The organism is Streptosporangium sp. NPDC000095, assembly GCF_042899335.1.
Taxonomy (GTDB): Bacteria; Actinomycetota; Actinomycetes; order Streptosporangiales; family Streptosporangiaceae; genus Streptosporangium.
In genome coordinates, this window is record NZ_JBIAZS010000014.1 from 224,639 (window position 1) to 241,696 (window position 17,058).

The following is a 17,058-nucleotide window of genomic DNA, read 5'->3' on the forward strand; positions in this document are numbered from 1 at the left end:
AGGTCGCCATGGGCATCGGGTCCTACCGGACGCCGATATGCCCCGGACGGTGGTGGCCCGCCGCCGGTCCGGGCGCAGGAGGCGCCGGTGGACAGGTTCCGATCACGAATGGCGGGGGACTTCAAGGGGTTCAGGGACTTCGCGGCTTCAGCGGCTTCAGGGACTCCGGGGACTTCAGCGGCCGAGGCCGGCGTCCCGCGCGCGGATGATGGCCTCCGCCCGGTCGGCCGCCTGGAGTTTGGTGAGGACCGCGTGGACGTGATTGCGTACGGTCTTCTGGGACAGGAACAGGCGTGCGGCGATCTGGCCGTTGGACAGACCGGCGGCCACCAGGTCGAGGACCTCGTGCTCCCTCGCGGTCAGGCCGGGGAACGCCGTGGTGCCGGTCTGCGGCTTCCCGGTCATGAAGTCGGCGATGCGTGAGGCGAGCACCGCGCCGAAGACCACGCCGCCGCCCGCGACGGTGGTGATCGCGCGCACCACCTCGTCGGGTTCGGCGCCCTTGAGGAGATAACCGCGGGCGCCGGCGCGCAGCGCGTCGAAGATGGTGCCGTCCTCCTCGGACATGGTGAGCACCACGACGCCGATCCCGGGGCGCTCCTGGAGGAGGCGGCGGGTGGCCTCGATGCCATCCATACCGGGCATCTGTACGTCCATCACGACCACGTCGGGTTCTGCCCGAGCGGCCTGTTCGAGGGCTTCGACGCCGGACGAGGCGGTGCCGACGACCTCGACCTCGTCGATGCTGCCGAGCAGTGCCGCGAAGCCTTCACGGAACACCGGGTGGTCGTCCACCACGAGGACTCTTATCGGCTGTTCGGGGCTCATATCCCGCTTTCTCCAGTGGTGATCAGTGCCGGTGCCTGCCTGGACGGCGCCAACGGCAGCCGCGCCCATACTCGCGTACCGCCCGGTGTCGCGGGGCCCACGCTCACCGAGCCGCCGAGTTCGGCGGCCCGCTCGCGCAGCGACACCAGCCCCACGCCGGTCACCGCCTCGGCGGCGAAGCCGACGCCGTCGTCGACGATCACCACGTCGAGGCATCCGGCTTCGACGTCGCGGGTGAGCGTGACGACGCACTCGCCGGCCCGGGCGTGGCGGACCACGTTGGTGACCGCCTCCGAGGCGATCCGGTACGCGGCCACCTCGACCGCGGCCGGCAGGCCGGCCGCATCACCGTGCTCCTCGACGCGTACGGCCAGCTCCGGGGGGCGCAGCCGTTCGGCCAACTGGCGGATCGCGCCGACCAGGCCGACGTCGTCGAGAGCGGGCGGACGCAGGCCGTGCACCAGCCGCCGCACCTCGGTGAGCATGCCGGTGAGCTCCTGGCGGGCGAGCCCGAGGATCGGGTCGGCCTTCTCCGCCGACCGGCGCCCGGTGATCCTCGCGGTGTCGATCAGGGACGCGACCGCGGCGAGGGTCGGTCCCAGGCCGTCGTGGAGTTCGCGGCGCAGACGTCGTCGCTCGTCCTCGACCGCCGAGACGATGCGTTCGCGGCTCTGCTGCAGTTCCTCGGCGAGGCGTACGGCGCGGGTGGCCGCGGCGGCCTGGCGGACCAGGTCGGCGAGGAGTCGTTCGTCGCTGTCCCTGAGACGGTTGAGGCGGGCGGCCTGGCGGGGCAGCAACAGGCGGCCGATCCGCTCACCCCGATAGGTGATGGGCAGGGCGCGGGTCTCGGTGGGAGGTTCGCCCTCTTCGACGAGCAGTCGTTCGCCGTTGACCTGGGTGATCTCCACGCCCACGTACTGGGTGCGGAAGGCCTGGGCCACCGTTCTGGCGAGGGTGTGGAGCTGGGCTTCGGAGTCGTCGGTGCGTTCCAGCCGTTCGGCGAGGCCGGACATCACCTGGTAGGGGTCGTCCCGGTCTCCGACCACCCGGCGCCGTACCAGCCGCCACAGCCGGTGGCGTAGCTGTGCGTAGATGATCGCGACCGCGAAGACGGCGAGGACCAGGCGCTCGCCCTCGTTCAGGTGTGCCCCGAGCAACCGGCCGACGCCGCCGAGGACGAGCAGGTCGAGGACGGTGGTCAGCGCGAGCAGGATGCCGTAGACGACGGTCCCGCCGAGCAGCCGGTCGATGTCGACGAGGTCGGGGCGCGCGATCCCGATCGCGACCGAGGCGGCCGTGAGGGTGACGGCGACGGTCATGCCGACGGAGCCGAACCAGCTGGGGAGCAGCCGGAACGCCAGCATGACCATCAGGTCGACCACGGCCGCCCACAGCAGCCAGCGCATGCGCATCCGATTGATCCCGGTCGCCGTACGGTAGCGCCGCACCACGAGGATGAACGGCGCGATCAGGCTCAGGGGGAGGCAGAACTGCGCGACCAGCAGCAGTCCGGTCCAGACCTCGTCCGGCAGGGGGAGGTAGAGCGGGTCGAGGTTCAGCGTCCGCAGCGGCGCGGGCATCGGCCCGGCGCCGGAGGTGTCCTGGGCGATGCCGGACGGGGCCGCGATCAGGGTGAGCGGGAGCAGGGCGGTCATGGCGAGGCTGACCAGCGAGACGACCCGCCACTGTCCTTGGGGCAGTCTCCCTTCCGGATACAGGAACAGCACCAGGGGGAGGAGCAGCGCCAGGGCGGCCCCGGGCCGGTGATAGATGTAGAAGGCCGCGGAGGCGCCGGAAAGCGGGGGAGCGGCCACGGTGGCGTAGGCGAGCCACGTGGCGGCCAGTCCGTCCACGCTCCACCAGAGGCCGAAGGCCGACATCAGCCAGCCGAGAAGATGCCGCGGATACCTGGCGAGCACCACCGTGCCGGCCGCCGCCAGCGCGACACCCGCCATCGCGTCGAATCCGCCGGGCCGCAGGTCGATCACGGTGCGGTGGGCCTGCGGCACCCGCATGTCCAGCAGCGCCGCCGCCACCGCGATGATCACGGCGACCACGAGGAACGCGAGGCCGGGCCTTGATCGTAAAGACCGGCAAACCATCACAAACTGCACCCGATGAGTGTGCCTCACCAGGGATGGGATGTCCCTAGGACGCGCGTCCTGTTTGTCCTGGGACACCAGAGGGGTCCGGAGTCGGGACACGACGCCCTGACGGCCTGGGGCGGCGGATCACCAGGATCGTCCTTGTCACCGCGGTGCTCCGTACCGCCAACTGCAGGCGGTGCTCCGTACCGCCGAACCGTACGCGGTGCTCCGTACCGCCGAACCGGACAAGGAACGAAGAACGATGACCGAGACCCTCCGCGATCACACGCAGCAGACCACCCGCGACGCCGGCTCGTCCGCGCAGCCGTCCGAATCGACCGTGCGCCGCCTCGCCCTGTGCCTCTCCACCGGGGCGCTCATCTGGTCGGCCTCCAGCTTCGTCTACGGCTTCCAGCCCACCTCCGAGATCGGCTGGACGTTCACCGACCTGGGCGGCCTGGCGTTCCAGTTCGGCCTCTGGGCCCTCATCACGCTCATGAGCCGCACCGGTGCGATCGGGGTGACCCGCACCGCCCGCGTCATGCTGGTGGTCGAACGGGTACTGCTCGCCCCGGCCATGGTGTGGAGCCTGATCCACGGTCTCTTCCCCGCCGCCCGCGACACGCTCTGGCTGGGCATCCTCGACATCTTCTGGCCGCTCTCGATGCTGGGCATGTTCGTGATCGGCATCAAGGTCGTGGTGGCCGGTCGGTGGCGCGGACTCGCCCGCGTCTGGCCGCTCGTCGCCGAGAGCTGGGCGATCGTGTCCATCCCCGCGATGGGAATCCTCGGCGCCTCGCTCGGAGGCGTCGTCGCCGCGACCCACCTGCTCGTGGGGTACACCACCCTCGGACTCATCATCGCCTTCCGCCCCGAACTGGTACGCGGCGAGAACTGAGTACGCCCCTTTGGCAGCACGGCGTCCGTCGCCACGGGAGCAGGACCCCGAACAACGGGGGGCGAGTCCTCGATCCACAGGAGCAGCCGATCCATGAGGCCGGGACCCCGAGTCAGGGGGACAGGACCCCGCAGAAAGGCCGGGCCGCGCGATGCGGCCCGGCCTTCCGACATGAAACGAGCACCTCGTGCCCGACCGCGGAGGATCACGCGGCAACGGACGGCAGGGATGATCCGGTCGCGTACCAGGTTGGTCGCTCTCGTGGTGCGGCGGCATGGTCAGGTGCCGGGCGTTCCGGGCCGCTCGGCGGCCTGGTCATACTCGGCGTTCCGGGCCGTCTGACGATCGCGGCCGGAACCGGCTCCCCGATCTCGCACCGGGCTCGTTATTCGCCGGTGGCACCGTCGATGCGCTCGCGCAGCAGGTCCGCGTGACCGTTGTGCCTGGCGTACTCCTCGATCATGTGGACGAGGATCCAGCGATGGGTGCACTCCTGGCCGTTGCGGTCACCGAAGGCGTCCAGGGGTTTGGCCGAGGAGATGACGCGGGCGTGTTCGATCTCGGATCGCCAGGTGGCGAAGGCCTCCTCGACGGAGGCGGTGTCGGCCTCGTTGAAGTCGGCGTCGTTGTCGCGGTCCTTGTCCCAGAGCTTGGGGATGTCCTCGCCGTTCAACACGCGGCGGAACCAGCCGCGTTCGACGTGTGCCATATGCCTGACCAGGCCGAGCAGGGACATGGCCGAGGGCGGCACGGAGCGCAGGCGCAGCTGGTCGTCCGTCAGGCCAGCGCATTTCACGGCGAGGGTGGCCCTGTGCCATTCGAGCCAGTTGGTGAGCATGGTGAACTCGTCACCGATGAAGGGCGGCGAAACGCGCGTGTCGATCACGGACACAACCTATCCGCCGTCGCCGGCGACAGCCCGGTGACGCGGGCATCGACGCTTCAGGGGGAGCTTGACCGATCCGGGCGGTGAGTCCGGCACACCATGTGGTCCCTGCGATGTCGGCGCGGGCGGTGAGTCCGGCACACCACCTGGTCTCTGCGACGTCGGCGCGGGCGGCGGGTTGTCCGATGGTGAGCCCCTGGCATCGGAAGGAGACTTGGTCGCGCCCACGGGCTGAAGGTTGACCTCATCTTTGGTTGAGGTTTCATGATTGATGAGTGACAAGATCTTCTGCGGACCCCGACCCGACTGTCCTTGACCGCGCTGGGCGACGAGAGTGGATCGGGCTCGCCGTTCTCTCCCTCCCCGCTTTCCTCGCCTCCCTCGAATTGACCGTGACCCATCTGGCGTTGCCCGCCATCGGCAGGGCGTTGGCGGCCGACAGCGCTGAGCTGTTGTGGATCGTGGATGTTTACGCCTTTCTGCTCGCCGGATCGCTGATCACCATGGGTACGCTGGGCGACCGGATCGGCCGCCGACGACTCCTGTTGATCGGTGCGGCCGCGTACGGCATCGCCTCCGTGCTCGCGGCCTACGCGCCCAGCGCGGGTGCGCTCATCGCGATCCGCGCACTGCTCGGAATCTCCGGTGCCACGTTGATGCCGTCCGTGCTCTCCCTGACCGTCGCCATGTTCCGGGACCCGCGGCAACGCACCGTCGCCGTCGGGATCGTCATCGCGAGTGTGTCCGGAGGTACCGCGATCGGGCCTCTCGTGGGCGGCTGGTTGCTTGAGCGCTTCTGGTGGGGGTCGGTGTTCCTGCTCGGCGTGCCGGTGATGGCGCTGCTTCTGGTGCTGGGGCCGATCCTGCTGCCGGAGCGACGCTATGCCGGGGTAGGGCGGTTGGACCCGATCAGCGCAGTACTGTCGTTGGCCGCGGTCTTGGTGGCGGTCTACGGTCTCAAACAGATGGCCGCCGACGGTCCCGGCCCGTTGCCCGTGTTCTCCGTCACGGCTGGATTGCTGTTCGCCGTCATCTTCGTACGCAGGCAGCGTGCGCTCCGCGACCCGTTGATCAACCTGAGGTTGTTCGCGAACCGAGCGTTCAGCACCGCGGTGGCCACGCTGGCGTTCGGCATCTTCGTGTTGTGGGGTTTCAATTACGCCTTCGCGCAGTACTTGCAGTTGGTACGCGGACTCTCTCCGCTGGAGGCGGGTCTGTGGACGGCGCCTTCGGCGGTCGGGGTGATCATTGGGTCGACGCTGGCCTCCAGGATCGTGCGATGGACGGCCCCGGGACCGGTCATCGCGGTCGGACTGGCTCTCGCCGCCACCGGCTTCGTGGTGGTCGCGCAGGTGGGCGTCCCGCCGGTAGGCATGACAGCCGGGACAGGCGACCTGGCCATCCTGGTGGCCGGGGCCGTCATCGTGTCCGCCGGGCTCGGTCCGATGATGGCGCTCGCCACCGACATGGCCGTGGGTGTCGCGCCGCCCGAGCAGGCCGGCGCCGCCTCGGCGATCTCCTCGACCGCTCCCCAGTTGGGCGGTGCACTCGGCATCGCCGTTCTCGGCAGCGCCATCACCGCGGTCTATCGAGACGAAATGAGCGGCGGCGTTGTGGTGGGTTTCCCCGCGGAGGCCGCGTCCGCCGCGACGGAGAGCCTGGCCGGTGCTGTGGCGGCGAGTCGCATGCTCCCCGACCGGCTCGGGGACACGCTGCTCGGCGCGGCCCGTCAGGCGTTCACCGCGGGATTCCAGTTGAGCGCCCTGGTCAGCGCCGCGATCGTGGCGGTCATGGCCGTCACGGTCGCGGTCATGCTCGGGCGCGGCAGAGTCGGCCCCAAGCCGACCACAGGACGTTGATCGGACCGCATGCGCCGGGGGCCACGGCGGCCAACGCCGGCGGCCGGCGGGAGATCCTCGGTCCGGAGGTCACCTCCGCCGAGGACGGCACCGACCGGCCGGCGGTTCGTCCCGGTTCAGGTGACCAGGATCGTCCTCAGGTAGTCGACCACCGCATCGGCTGACCGGGTCCGTACGGCCACATAGCCGTCCGGCCGGACGAGGACGAGCGTGCCCCCGCCGGCGCCGTAGCGCTTGCTCGGAGGTCCTGGCTCCAGCCGGTAGACGCGGATGTCGTCGCCGTGAAGTCTGTTCAGGCGCTCGGCCGGATCCGGCGTCACCGCGCCGAACTGGAGCAGGGTGAAGTGGGAGCCGCGGAAGAGGTCGAACAGCCGCGACCGCTCGCCGGTCACCGGGTGCCGACACGGCGAGTCGGGCGCCCGGTCACCGGGACGGACCTTGCCCTTGTCGCCGACCGACAGCTCGGAGGCGCGGTAGTTCACGTTGAGCTGGGAGGTCCTGCCGACGATCGTCCTGGTCACCGCGGGGCTGCGCATCAGCGGCAGGATGATCCGGTCGCGCAGGAAGGTCATCAGAGGTTTGGTGGAGAACAGCGCGGTCATGCCGGCGCCGCTGGCCTTGAGCACGGATTCGGCCACCGGGCGGCGCTCCAGCTCGTACGTGTCGAGCAGGCTGTCGGGGGCTTGGCCGCGTACCGTGAGGGCCAGCTTCCAGCCGAGGTTGTAGGCGTCCTGGATGCCGGTGTTCATGCCGAGCCCGCCCGCGATCGGGTGGACGTGGGCGGCGTCTCCGGCGATGAAGACGCGGCCGGCACGGTAACGGTCGGCGAGCCGTACCTTGTAGCTGAAGCGCGACAGCCAGGTGGCGTTGTGCAGGCGCACGTCCGTCCGGCCGGTGCGCTGCTCGAACAGGCGCTGGAAAAGCTCAAGTGAGGGCTCCTGACCGGCGCCCTCCTCGCCAGGGCGTACGGTGAGGCCGAACTGCCACGACAGCGTACCGGGCAGCAGCGCGAGGCCCACGGAGGACTCGTCCGCTGCGTACCAGACATAGGAGCCGTCGCGGGGCAGACCGTCGACCTCCACGTCGCCGAGCAGGTAGTGCTCGGTCTCCGACACCAGCCCGGGGAAGGTGATCCCGGCGGCCTCGCGTACCGCGCTACCGCCGCCGTCGCAGCCTACGAGGTAGGAGGCGTGGATCATCTCACCCGTGGCGAGCCGTGCGACGACCTGGCTGTCGGACTGCTTGAGGTCGGCCAGTCGCAGGCCGCGCTCCACGTGGCCGCCCAGCTCGGCCAGGCGGGCGCGGAGGATCTGCTCGGTGCGCCACTGCGGCAGCAGGACGAGCGTCGGGTACGGCACATCCGGCCGCGGGCGGACACCGGCCAGGAGGTGCAGCTCCGCGACGAACCGGCGGTCCATGTGAATCCGCGCCGGCATCTCGGACGCCCCGGCGTCCAGAAAGTCCTGGACCACGCCGAGGTCGTCGAACACCTCCAGGCTGCGCGGCTGGATGCCCTTGCCCCGGGACTGACGGTGGAATTCGGGAGATCTGTCGATCACCCGGAAGGTGACGCCGCGCCGGGCCAGCTCGCAGGCCAGCGTCAGTCCGGTCGGTCCGCCTCCGACGATGAGTACGTCTACGTCGGTCATGTCTTCCCCCGATTCCGGAACGGAACCTATCCGTTCCGTTTGGAGGATAAGCGGCCCAGAAGCTGGGACGCAACCGTTCCGTCTCGTGTTAATGTCGCCGACATGGCCGAGATCCGCCCGCGTGGTCGCGGCGCAGCCGTACTGCGCCGGACAGTCACCGACACCATCCTCGCGGCGGCGGTCGCCGAACTGGCGGAGACAGGCTATGCCGGGATGTCAATGGGCGCGGTGGCCCGGCGGGCCGGTACGGGAAAGGCCGCGCTCTACCGGCGGTGGTCGTCGAAAGAGGAGATGGTGGTCGACCTCATCGACGTCGTCGCCTCCCGGCAGGTCCCGGTCGGCGGGGCCGGCGACCTGAACGGCGACGTGCGAGCCTACGTCCGAGCGGTGGCGGACACGCTGTCGGATCCCGCGGTCATGTGCATCGTGCTCGATCTGACAGCCGAGGCCGCTCGCAACCCCGAACTCGCCGAGGCGTTCGACACCGCGATCCGGCAACCGCGCAGGGCCGCGTGCGAGCGGTTGCTGAGGAGCGCGATGGAACGCGGCCAGTTGCCCGCCGACCTCGACCTCGACCTCGCCCTCGACCTGCTGGTCGGGCTCACCCAGTGGCGCGTCCTCAACACCGGCCGGACCGTCGACGACTCCTGCGTCGAAACGACGAGCAAGCTGATCATCCAGGCACTTCCGCTCTGCGTGGGCGTCGGCGATGGGCGTGGTGTGCCGGGATGACGGCTCCCGCGCGGGTCTCCGTGCGCCGGACGACGCCAAGGACGCCCCATCCCGCGCTGAGGCGTGTGGGCGGGTGTGGGCCGCGCCAACGGTGCCACCTACGACCTGGCATCCTGCTCTGAGCGTGTGGGCGGAGGGCTGTTCATCAAGCCGAAGGGCGAGAGCGGGCGAACCGTCTCCGTCGCGTGCGGCACCGTTTCGTGCGCCCGCAACGGTGCCGCACGCGACGGAGACGGACCGTTACCCGTCGATCCAGCCGAGCTCAACCGCCCACCCGTGCGTCATGGCTTCGGCCGCGGGCAGCGTGAGGAACGAAACGGCATACAGAACGACAAGGAGCCCGATCGGAACGGCCCAGGCGCGAGTGCGGGCTTCCGGCGGACCTGCCTCATCCTGTCCGGCGTCGGTACGGCGCTCCCGCCGGAACCGCGTCCCCGGGAGCCTGCGGTCGTCGGGCCTCAGCGCCCACGACGCGACGGCGCACACCCCGAACACCAGCGGCACCCCCCACGTCCGAAGACCGTCGCCGACCGTCAGATGCGACACCACGGCACTCGACCACAGGAAAAAGGCGCCCGCGTACGCCCATTCCTTGATCAGCGGCAGCCCGGGCGCGATGATCGCGATGGCCGCGCCCGCCTGCCACGCGGCCAGAACATAGGCGAAGAATTCGGGGTATCCCAGGTGGCGTAACTGGGCTTCCACCCATTCGATCGGCACAAGGTTCCACACCGATCCGGCAACCAACTCGAAGACGATGACAAACGTGGTGGCCCAGAAGGCGACAGGGCGGATCCTGCCCCGATTCCAGCCGCTTCGTGCTGCGGAGGTCGGCTTCTCGCCCGTCGCGTGCTGGAACGTCATGGTCGTTCGAGTTCGCATCGCGGCCTCCTCGTCACGTCGGTCCGCCATGTTCATGAGATTCTCCTTGCGTTGCGAGCGACTTCGGTTCGAAGTCGCAGGTGGCGATCGATTCCACAACGAAGTGGCCGGCCAGGGCTGCCGGCCCGGTGGGGCCGCTGAACGCGACATTCGCCCGCATGCTCGTCAACCCCCGTGAACCGTCCGGGGTGCTCGTCGGTGGTCACGGGGACGCGACCCCGCGCGGAGCGGAGGCGGGCTGCTCGGGACGTGGGCCGCCCTTGGGCCAGAAGCCGGAACCCGGCTTGCGGGCCTCACGGCGGATCCTCGACACCCCGAGCCTGCAGGTCGCCTCCTTGATCACTGCGGCCATGCGCCCGGCGACGTAGAGGTTCACCGCCGTGTCGTCTTTGCGGGCGAGCTGCCGTATGCCGGCGCGCCGGCCGAGGCTGACGCACGATCCGGTGAGGGCCTGGTCGATCACTGCCGGTTCGGTTCCCGCGATGCGGCTCAACACGGTGTTGGCAGCCTGCACCCCGAGCGGCTGAGCGGCCTGGGAGCTCATCCGAAGCGGCCGGCCCGACGGCGCGGCGGCGTCCCCGGCCGCGACGATGCGGTCGTCGTCGACGCTGGTCAGCGTCTCGTCGGTGAGCAGCCGGCCAAGCGCGTCGGTCCGCAGCCCGCTCACGGACGCCAAATCCGGTACGCCGAAACCGGCCGTCCAGATGGTCAGTGCGCTCGCACGCATCTCACCGTCGCCCAAAACCACCGCATCCGGCCGGACTTCGGTCACCACGCCGGCCCCGAGCACGGTGACACCGTGCCGGGACAGCCACGTGGCCACGGATCGGCGAGCGGGAACACTCAGTGTCGGCGCGAGGGCTCGGCCACACACCAGCGTGACCGTGCGTCCTTGTTCGGCCAGCTCGGCGGCCGTCTCGATGCCGGTCAATCCGGCGCCCACCACAGTGACCGGAGCATCGAACGGCAACTCGGCCAGCCGGGCGCGCAGCCGCTGGGCGGATTCGAGTTCAGCGATGGGGAAAGCGAATTCGGCCGCTCCGGATACCGATGACGGTATCGCCGCGATGCTGCCGACGGCGTAGACGACGTAGTCATAGACCAGCGCGCGCCCCGACGCCAGCCGCACTGTGCGGGCGGCGGCGTCGATGCGCGTGGCGCTGTCGACCACCAACCGGATGTCCTCTCCCAGCAGTGAGCCGTAGTCCACCGTGGCCTCGCCGGTGTCGGCCACGAACTGGTGCAGCCGGATTCGTTCGACGAAATCCGGGCGGGGATTGACAAGGGTGATGTCGACGTCGGCACGCATCCGCAGGTGGTTGGCCGCGAGTGCTCCGGCGTAACCACCACCGATGACGACGACCTTGCGGGGTGTGTGGTCTTCGTGCGTGGACATGGCGAGGCCTTTCCTTCTCGACTTCAGGCGGTTCTTGAGGCTTTGCGAATGAGCGGAGTCGGTCTTCCCTCACGAAGTGGCCGCCGCGCGGACGATCACGTGTACGGCGATCCGCATACCTGCCGTGGGTGCCCTGCTGCGTGCTGGACGGTGTCTCGCTGGTTGGACAAGACAGCCCCGCGGAATGTGAGGCGACGCGCCGACCTCACCGGAGGACAGGCTCCGCGACCTGACGTTCCCGGAGCGTAAGGAACGGCAGGTCCGGCATGGTCGCCCGGCGACACAGGGGAGTTCGGCCTGTGGAACCGGCCTTCCGCGGCGCGGTGGCGTCAGACGATTTCAAGGTTGGCCATCATCCCCATGTCCTCGTGTTCGGCGTTGTGGCAGTGGAAGAGATAGCGGCCGCGATAGCCGTCGAAGCGGGTGATGATCTCCACTGATTCGCCCGGCCGCAGGGAGACGGTGTCCTTCAGACCGGCGTCGTGGGGCAGAGGCGGCCGGTCGCGGCGCGAGAGCACCCGGAAGCCGACCAGGTGCAGGTGGACGGGATGGTGGACGTCGGCGATCAGCCGCCACACTTCCACGTCGCCGAGTCCGGTGGTGACGTCGGAGCGGGCGGGGTCGAACGGCAGCCCGCCGATCAGCCATCCGTGACCGCCGTGCATACGCCCGGTGCGGAAGGAGAGGTCGCGCACCCGGACGGCGTCCGACCGGCGCCAGGTCGGGAGATCGGTGGAAAGGACACGCGGGATGCGGCTGTCGTCGGTGGCCTCGCGCGCGACCCGGAAGGCCATCACGTCGCGGGTGCGGCCGGAGCCGAGCCGGTTGACGACTCTGACGCGGCTGCCGACCGGGACGCCGGAGAAGTCGACGACCACGTCGTAGCGTTCGGCCGGCGCGATCGGCAGGAACCGGTGGACGACCGGCGCCGCGAGCAGCCCCTGGTCGGCCCCGATCTGCACGAGGTCGAGCCGGTGTCCGTCGTCGGTGATCGCCTCAAGCTCGTAGTGCCGGGCGTTGGAGGCGTTCAGTACGCGTAGCCGGTAGCGGGCCGCGTCGATCTCGTGCACAGGCCACGGGGCGCCGTTGACCAGGATCACGTCACCGAGGACCCCGGCAAGGTACGGCTCGCGCACGCCCGGCCGCTCCCGCGACGTGGGATCGAGGGCGGGGTAGTCGAGGCCGCCGTCGGCGGCGAACGCACGGTCCACGATCATGAGAGGCAGTTCGCGCCGCCCGGCGGGCAGGCCGAGCGAGTCCTCGGCATCGTCACGGACGACGTGCAGCCCGGCGAGGCCCCGCCAGACGGCGGGGGCGGTGAAGTCCATCCGGTGGTCGTGGTACCACAGGAGCGTCGGCCGCTGATCCAGCGGGAACGTGTAGTCCCGCGACAGCCTGGTCACCACCGCCCGCGGATCGTGCATGACATGTCCCGGCCCGCCCGGGCTCGTGTGCGTGACGTGTCCCGGCCCGCCTGGGCCCGTGTGCGTGACGTGGACGGCGTCCGGCCAGCCCTCGGGCAGGACGAGGTCGGTCGGATATCCGTCGGACCCCGCCGGGGTCCGGCCGCCGTGCAGATGCACGACGGTCGGTACGGGAAGGTCGTTGCGATGCGTCACGGTGACCGGCCGACCGCGGCGCGACTCGATCGTCGGCCCCGGGAAAGCACCCTCGTACGTCCACAGCGGCGTCCTGACACCGGGCAGGATCTCCACGGCCGCCTCGCGCTGGGTGATCTCGTAACGGTCGACCCCGCCCGAAGTGCTGACCGGCGCCAGCACGGAGGGAAGCGGCAACGGCGCCTGGAACGCGGGCGGCAGCGGCACGGCGCTGCGCAGTTCGGCCCCGGTGAACGGCGTACGGCGGGCCAGCGCGGCCGAGGCCGACAGCCCGCCGGCCGCCACCAGGCCGAGCGCTCCGCCGATGCCCAGTGCCCGACGCCTGGTCACCGTACGGGCACGGCCGGATCGGTCGTCGTACGGCTCACGCATCGTCGGCTCCCTGCCGCTTCGGCTCCCGCGAGCTCCGTATCCGCTCCCGCTCGTTCCGGGGGTGCTGTCGCCTCCGGAGGGGCCGGCTCCACACGGCGACGAACAACGCGACGAGCGCGACGACGGTCATCACCCCCAGCGGGAAGTGCAACCACAGGGCGCCGTCCAGCCCGGCGAAGTACTGCACCGACTCGGCCGTCAGCAGAGCCGACGTGGCAAGAAACGGCCAGGCCTGACGCAGCCGTACCCAGATCACGATCCCCACGATCACCTGCACCAAGCCGACATAGGTGACGGCGTCCGCACCGGCCGCATGCCAGCGCAGGCCGTCGTAGTCACCGCTCATGTACACCCCGGCGAACACCGGCTGACCGGCGATCGCGACCACGTGCGCGCTGACGACGGCCCGCAGCACCCAGTCGGCGGGCCTCGTCCGATGCGTGGCATCGGATCGGGCCGACATGGCCGCGCGGAGCCCGTTGGCCGCGGTAACCATCAAGCGTTCTCCTCACACCGTTCTCGGCAAGAGACTGTTCTCGGCAAGCCGGTCGGCGCGCCGCCTGGCGAGACGACCAGTGGAAAGGCGTTCGTCCGACCGGTACGACAAGACAGCCCCTCGAAATGTGAGACGACGCGTCAAGCTCACATTTCGAAGGGCTGTCTTGTCGTCCTACTGACAGCAACCGCGACAAAAGAAGTCGGGGACACCGTGACCACCCAGCCCGAGCCAGGAGAAAGACCGCTCGATCCAAGCCTGAGCGCGATCACGAGCGAGCGGCGTCGGCTGATCAATCTCGCCTACCGGCTCCTCGGCTCGCTGTCGGAGGCCGAGGACGTCGTCCAGGAGACCTACGCCCGCTGGTACGCCATGACCCGGCAGCAGCAGGACGACATCGCGTCCCCCGGCGCCTGGCTGTCCACCGTCGCCGGCCGGATCTGTCTCAACGTGCTCACCTCGGCACGGGCCCGGCGAGAGACCTACGTGGGCGAGTGGATCCCCGAGCCGCTACCCGAAGCCACGGAGTGGATCAGCGGGCGGCCGGGCGGCATCACCGTCGATCCGGCCGACCGGGTCACTCTCGACGAGTCGGTCAACATGGCCTTCCTCGTCGTGCTCGAATCGATGACCCCGGCCGAGCGCGTCGCGTTCGTTCTGCACGACGTCTTCCGTTACTCCTTCGCCGAGGTGGCCGAGATCGTCGGCCGTACCCCGGCGGCCTGCCGCCAGCTGGCCTCCTCGGCCCGCCGCCGCATCCGTGCCGCGCGGGCGTCCACGACCCCGGCGGCCCGGCAGGCCCGGATCGTCAGGGAGTTCAAACAGGCATGGGAGGCCAAGGACATCGACGCCCTCGTCGCCCTGCTCGACCCCGGCGCCACGGCGACCGCCGACGGCGGCGGCGTCGCCGGCGCGCTGCTCCGCCCGGTCGAAGGCGCCGAGCGGATCGTGCGCTCCCTGGTCCAGCTTGAGGGAAGGCTCCGCGACCTGACGTTCCTGGAGCGTACGGTCAACGGCCGGCCCGGCCTGATCGCCCAGGAAGACGGCGTCACCGTGTCGGTCTACGCGTTCGAGGTGGCAGACGACCGGATCAAGCACATCTGGGCGGTACGCAACCCCGACAAGCTCCGCTCATGGACGGCGGAACCGCAGCGGCCGCCACTGGAAACGCCGGCTCCGCCACAACAGGATCCAGATATGGATCAAGAAAGACGACTGCGATAGGCACACGAGCATCGACACGTACCGACACCCGTAGGACTCCGCGGACGAGACCACCGCGCGGCCGTCTATGCCGCGTTCGCTCCTCGACGACGTACATTCCGAGATCCTGTGGGCCGACGGGGAGCAGACCCCGGCCGTGCTCGCGAAGCTCTTCGTCGAGCGCCCGCTCGCCGAGCACCGCCAGGCGTGGCCCGTCGTGACCTCTCGGCGTCATCGTGTGGTCCGGCCCCGAGAAGGTCTCCACGTGAAGAGTCGCCGCCCCGTCCGCGCGCGGGACACGCCCCCCGGCCGGCTGCGCGAAAGAATCTTGGTGTGGGCTGTAGTGGAGGGCCTTTCCCGTTCGTCATCCACATGACGCACGGGAGAGGAGGGCACCCATGGACACGCATGGGCATGGTCACCGGTGCACAATCGCCCTGTGCCGAAACATGGCCACCACGATCGCCGTGATGGTCACCGCCGGCTACACGATAGGAGCAACCCGATGAAGTACCTGATGCTGGTGTGCACCGACCCGGCCTACACGCCCGGCCAGGACGACGGCGCCCCGGATGTGGAGGACTGGGTCACGGAGATGGACGGCAAGGGGATCCGGCTGATGGGCAACCGCACCCGGCCGGCGAGCGACGCGACCACGGTTCGCGTCCGCGACCGTAAGGTGCTGCTGACCGACGGCCCGTACGCGGAGACCAAGGACCAGATAGTCGGCTTCGACGTCCTGGAGTGCGGCGACCTCGACGAGGCCATCGAGGTCGCGTCCAGGCACCCGATGGCGTGGGCCGGGATGATCGAGCTGCGCCCGTTCTGGCCCGACGGCGAGGACTGACGGCCAAGACGGACGACGTCGATGACAGCTCAGGTGGCTCGGGTGAAGGACCGGATCGCCGGGATCTACGCCGACGGGTGGAGTCGGATCGTGGCCACCATGATCCGATTCACCGGCGGAGCCTGGGACCTGGCCGAGGAGTGTACGCAGGACGCGTTCGCGCAGGCACTCCAGAGGTGGCCCGAATCAGGCGTACCGGATCAGCCACTGGCGTGGCTCACCACCGCGGCACGCCACCGCGCGATCGACCGGATGCGTCGCGCGTCGACCGAGGCGGCGAAACTACGGGAGGTGGCCGCGTTGGACCTGGAACCGTCGCCCTACTCGAGCGACAGCGAGATCCCCGACGAGCGCCTGGAGCTCATGTTCACCTGCTGTCATCCGTCGCTGAGCCTCGAAGCCCAGGTGGCGTTGACCCTGCGGAGCCTGACCGGCATGAGCACCGCCGAGATCGCGCGTGCGTTCCTGGTGCCGGAACGCACCATGGGCCAACGCCTCTTTCGCGCCAAACAGAAGGTCGCGCACGCGGGCATCCCGTTTCGGGTGCCGCCCGCGCACCTACTGCCGGACCGCCTTCCCGCCGTACTCCACGTGCTCTACCTGCTCTTCAACGAAGGGTACGGAGACCCGGAAAAGGCCCGGCTGTGCCGGGAGGCCATCCGTCTCGCCCGGGTGGTGACGGCGTTGATGCCCGACGAGCCGGAAGCGCACGGCATGCTCGCGCTGATGCTGCTGCACGACGCCCGGCGGCCGGCGCGTACGGACGCGGCCGGCGACATGGTCACCCTCGCCGAGCAGGACCGCTCGCTGTGGGACCGGGCGCAGATCGCGGAGGGTGCCGCGATCTGCGAACGAGCACTACGGCGACGCCGCGCCGGGCCGTTCCAGCTCCAGGCGGCCATCGCGGCATGTCACGCCACCGCGCCGGTCGCCGACCAGACGGACTGGCCGCAGATCGTCGGGCTGTACACGCGGCTCGCGCAGATGGCACCGAGCCCGATCGTGGATCTGAACCGGGCCGTGGCGATCAGCATGGCCGACGGTCCCGAGGCGGCGCTGCCCCTGGTCGACGCGATCGCCGGGACCGGACAGCTCGACGACTACCACCTGTTGCACGCCACCCGCGCCGACCTGCTGCGACGCGCCGGCCGTACGCGGGAGGCGGCCGACGGCTACCGCGCGGCGCTCAATCTCGCACCCACCGACGCCGAACGCCGTTTCCTGCGCAACCGGCTGCGGCTTCTCTGACGGCCTACTCGGCCCCCGCACGCGGCGAGGATCCTCACCGCGTCGCTCGCCCTGAC

14 protein-coding genes are annotated in these 17,058 nt (G+C 70.0%); 6 read left to right on the forward strand and 8 right to left on the reverse strand.

Translation table 11 applies throughout. From position 1 onward, the window contains the following. Positions 1–174 precede the first annotated feature (174 nt). On the reverse strand, positions 175–828 hold the full coding sequence (locus ACFY3V_RS28775; protein ID WP_362897837.1) for a response regulator transcription factor: 654 nt from the start codon (positions 826–828) through the stop codon (positions 175–177). After that, on the reverse strand, positions 825–2,876 hold the full coding sequence (locus ACFY3V_RS28780; protein WP_389777880.1) for a sensor histidine kinase: 2,052 nt from the start codon (positions 2,874–2,876) through the stop codon (positions 825–827). The genes ACFY3V_RS28775 and ACFY3V_RS28780 overlap by 4 nt, the downstream gene beginning before the upstream one ends. A 301-nt stretch (positions 2,877–3,177) precedes the next feature. On the opposite strand from ACFY3V_RS28780, the gene ACFY3V_RS28785 reads away from it, so the two are divergent. Beyond that, on the forward strand, positions 3,178–3,813 hold the full coding sequence (locus ACFY3V_RS28785; RefSeq protein ID WP_362897833.1) for a hypothetical protein: 636 nt from the start codon (positions 3,178–3,180) through the stop codon (positions 3,811–3,813). A 385-nt stretch (positions 3,814–4,198) separates the two neighbouring features. On the opposite strand, the gene ACFY3V_RS28790 is transcribed toward ACFY3V_RS28785, so the two are convergent. After that, on the reverse strand, positions 4,199–4,699 hold the full coding sequence (locus tag ACFY3V_RS28790) for a DinB family protein (RefSeq protein WP_362897831.1): 501 nt from the start codon (positions 4,697–4,699) through the stop codon (positions 4,199–4,201). A 275-nt stretch (positions 4,700–4,974) separates the two neighbouring features. Between ACFY3V_RS28790 and ACFY3V_RS28795 the strand changes: the two genes are divergently transcribed. After that, positions 4,975–6,558 (forward strand): MFS transporter, encoded by a 1,584-nt coding sequence (locus ACFY3V_RS28795; protein ID WP_389777882.1) that lies wholly within the window; start codon positions 4,975–4,977, stop codon positions 6,556–6,558. Positions 6,559–6,674: 116 nt separating this feature from the next. Here ACFY3V_RS28795 and ACFY3V_RS28800 read toward each other — a convergent pair whose 3' ends face one another. Beyond that, positions 6,675–8,207, reverse strand: a complete 1,533-nt coding sequence (locus ACFY3V_RS28800) for an FAD-dependent monooxygenase (protein WP_389777884.1) — start codon at positions 8,205–8,207, stop codon at positions 6,675–6,677. Positions 8,208–8,309: 102 nt separating this feature from the next. Here ACFY3V_RS28800 and ACFY3V_RS28805 point away from each other — a divergent pair, with 102 nt between their 5' ends. Continuing rightward, on the forward strand, positions 8,310–8,939 hold the full coding sequence (locus ACFY3V_RS28805; protein ID WP_362897825.1) for a TetR/AcrR family transcriptional regulator: 630 nt from the start codon (positions 8,310–8,312) through the stop codon (positions 8,937–8,939). 240 nt (positions 8,940–9,179) lie between these two features. Here ACFY3V_RS28805 and ACFY3V_RS28810 read toward each other — a convergent pair whose 3' ends face one another. The 4 genes from ACFY3V_RS28810 to ACFY3V_RS28825 all read right to left on the reverse strand — a co-directional run bounded on the left by ACFY3V_RS28810 (position 9,180) and on the right by ACFY3V_RS28825 (position 13,707). Next, a complete protein-coding gene (locus ACFY3V_RS28810) occupies positions 9,180–9,857 on the reverse strand; it encodes a DoxX family protein (protein ID WP_362897823.1) in 678 nt (225 codons plus the stop codon). A gap of 166 nt (positions 9,858–10,023) precedes the next feature. Continuing rightward, complete coding sequence (locus ACFY3V_RS28815; RefSeq protein ID WP_362897821.1) at positions 10,024–11,217, reverse strand: FAD-dependent oxidoreductase; 1,194 nt, start codon at positions 11,215–11,217, stop codon at positions 10,024–10,026. A gap of 329 nt (positions 11,218–11,546) precedes the next feature. After that, a complete protein-coding gene (locus ACFY3V_RS28820) occupies positions 11,547–13,208 on the reverse strand; it encodes a multicopper oxidase family protein (protein ID WP_389777888.1) in 1,662 nt (553 codons plus the stop codon). Next, positions 13,201–13,707 (reverse strand): hypothetical protein, encoded by a 507-nt coding sequence (locus ACFY3V_RS28825; protein WP_389777890.1) that lies wholly within the window; start codon positions 13,705–13,707, stop codon positions 13,201–13,203. The genes ACFY3V_RS28820 and ACFY3V_RS28825 overlap by 8 nt, the downstream gene beginning before the upstream one ends. A 210-nt stretch (positions 13,708–13,917) precedes the next feature. On the opposite strand from ACFY3V_RS28825, the gene sigJ reads away from it, so the two are divergent. The 3 genes from sigJ to ACFY3V_RS28840 all read left to right on the forward strand — a co-directional run bounded on the left by sigJ (position 13,918) and on the right by ACFY3V_RS28840 (position 17,002). After that, positions 13,918–14,928 (forward strand): RNA polymerase sigma factor SigJ, encoded by a 1,011-nt coding sequence (sigJ, locus tag ACFY3V_RS28830; RefSeq protein WP_389777892.1) that lies wholly within the window; start codon positions 13,918–13,920, stop codon positions 14,926–14,928. 484 nt (positions 14,929–15,412) lie between these two features. Then, entirely contained in the window at positions 15,413–15,754 is a 342-nt protein-coding gene (locus ACFY3V_RS28835; RefSeq protein ID WP_350941385.1) for a YciI family protein, read from the forward strand. Between the two features lie 21 nt (positions 15,755–15,775). Then, positions 15,776–17,002 (forward strand): RNA polymerase sigma factor, encoded by a 1,227-nt coding sequence (locus tag ACFY3V_RS28840; RefSeq protein ID WP_389777894.1) that lies wholly within the window; start codon positions 15,776–15,778, stop codon positions 17,000–17,002. Positions 17,003–17,058 lie beyond the last annotated feature (56 nt).

What these genes read in the sequence shown, in the direction of transcription:
- ACFY3V_RS28775 (WP_362897837.1), bottom strand. Translation starts at nt 828, where the DNA reads ATGAGCCCCGAACAGCCGATAAGAGTCCTCGTGGTGGACGACCACCCG.
- ACFY3V_RS28785 (WP_362897833.1), top strand. Translation starts at nt 3,178, where the DNA reads ATGACCGAGACCCTCCGCGATCACACGCAGCAGACCACCCGCGACGCC.
- ACFY3V_RS28800 (WP_389777884.1), bottom strand. Translation starts at nt 8,207, where the DNA reads ATGACCGACGTAGACGTACTCATCGTCGGAGGCGGACCGACCGGACTG.
- ACFY3V_RS28805 (WP_362897825.1), top strand. Translation starts at nt 8,310, where the DNA reads ATGGCCGAGATCCGCCCGCGTGGTCGCGGCGCAGCCGTACTGCGCCGG.
- ACFY3V_RS28810 (WP_362897823.1), bottom strand. Translation starts at nt 9,857, where the DNA reads ATGAACATGGCGGACCGACGTGACGAGGAGGCCGCGATGCGAACTCGA.
- ACFY3V_RS28815 (WP_362897821.1), bottom strand. Translation starts at nt 11,217, where the DNA reads ATGTCCACGCACGAAGACCACACACCCCGCAAGGTCGTCGTCATCGGT.
- ACFY3V_RS28820 (WP_389777888.1), bottom strand. Translation starts at nt 13,208, where the DNA reads ATGCGTGAGCCGTACGACGACCGATCCGGCCGTGCCCGTACGGTGACC.
- ACFY3V_RS28835 (WP_350941385.1), top strand. Translation starts at nt 15,413, where the DNA reads ATGAAGTACCTGATGCTGGTGTGCACCGACCCGGCCTACACGCCCGGC.
- ACFY3V_RS28840 (WP_389777894.1), top strand. Translation starts at nt 15,776, where the DNA reads ATGACAGCTCAGGTGGCTCGGGTGAAGGACCGGATCGCCGGGATCTAC.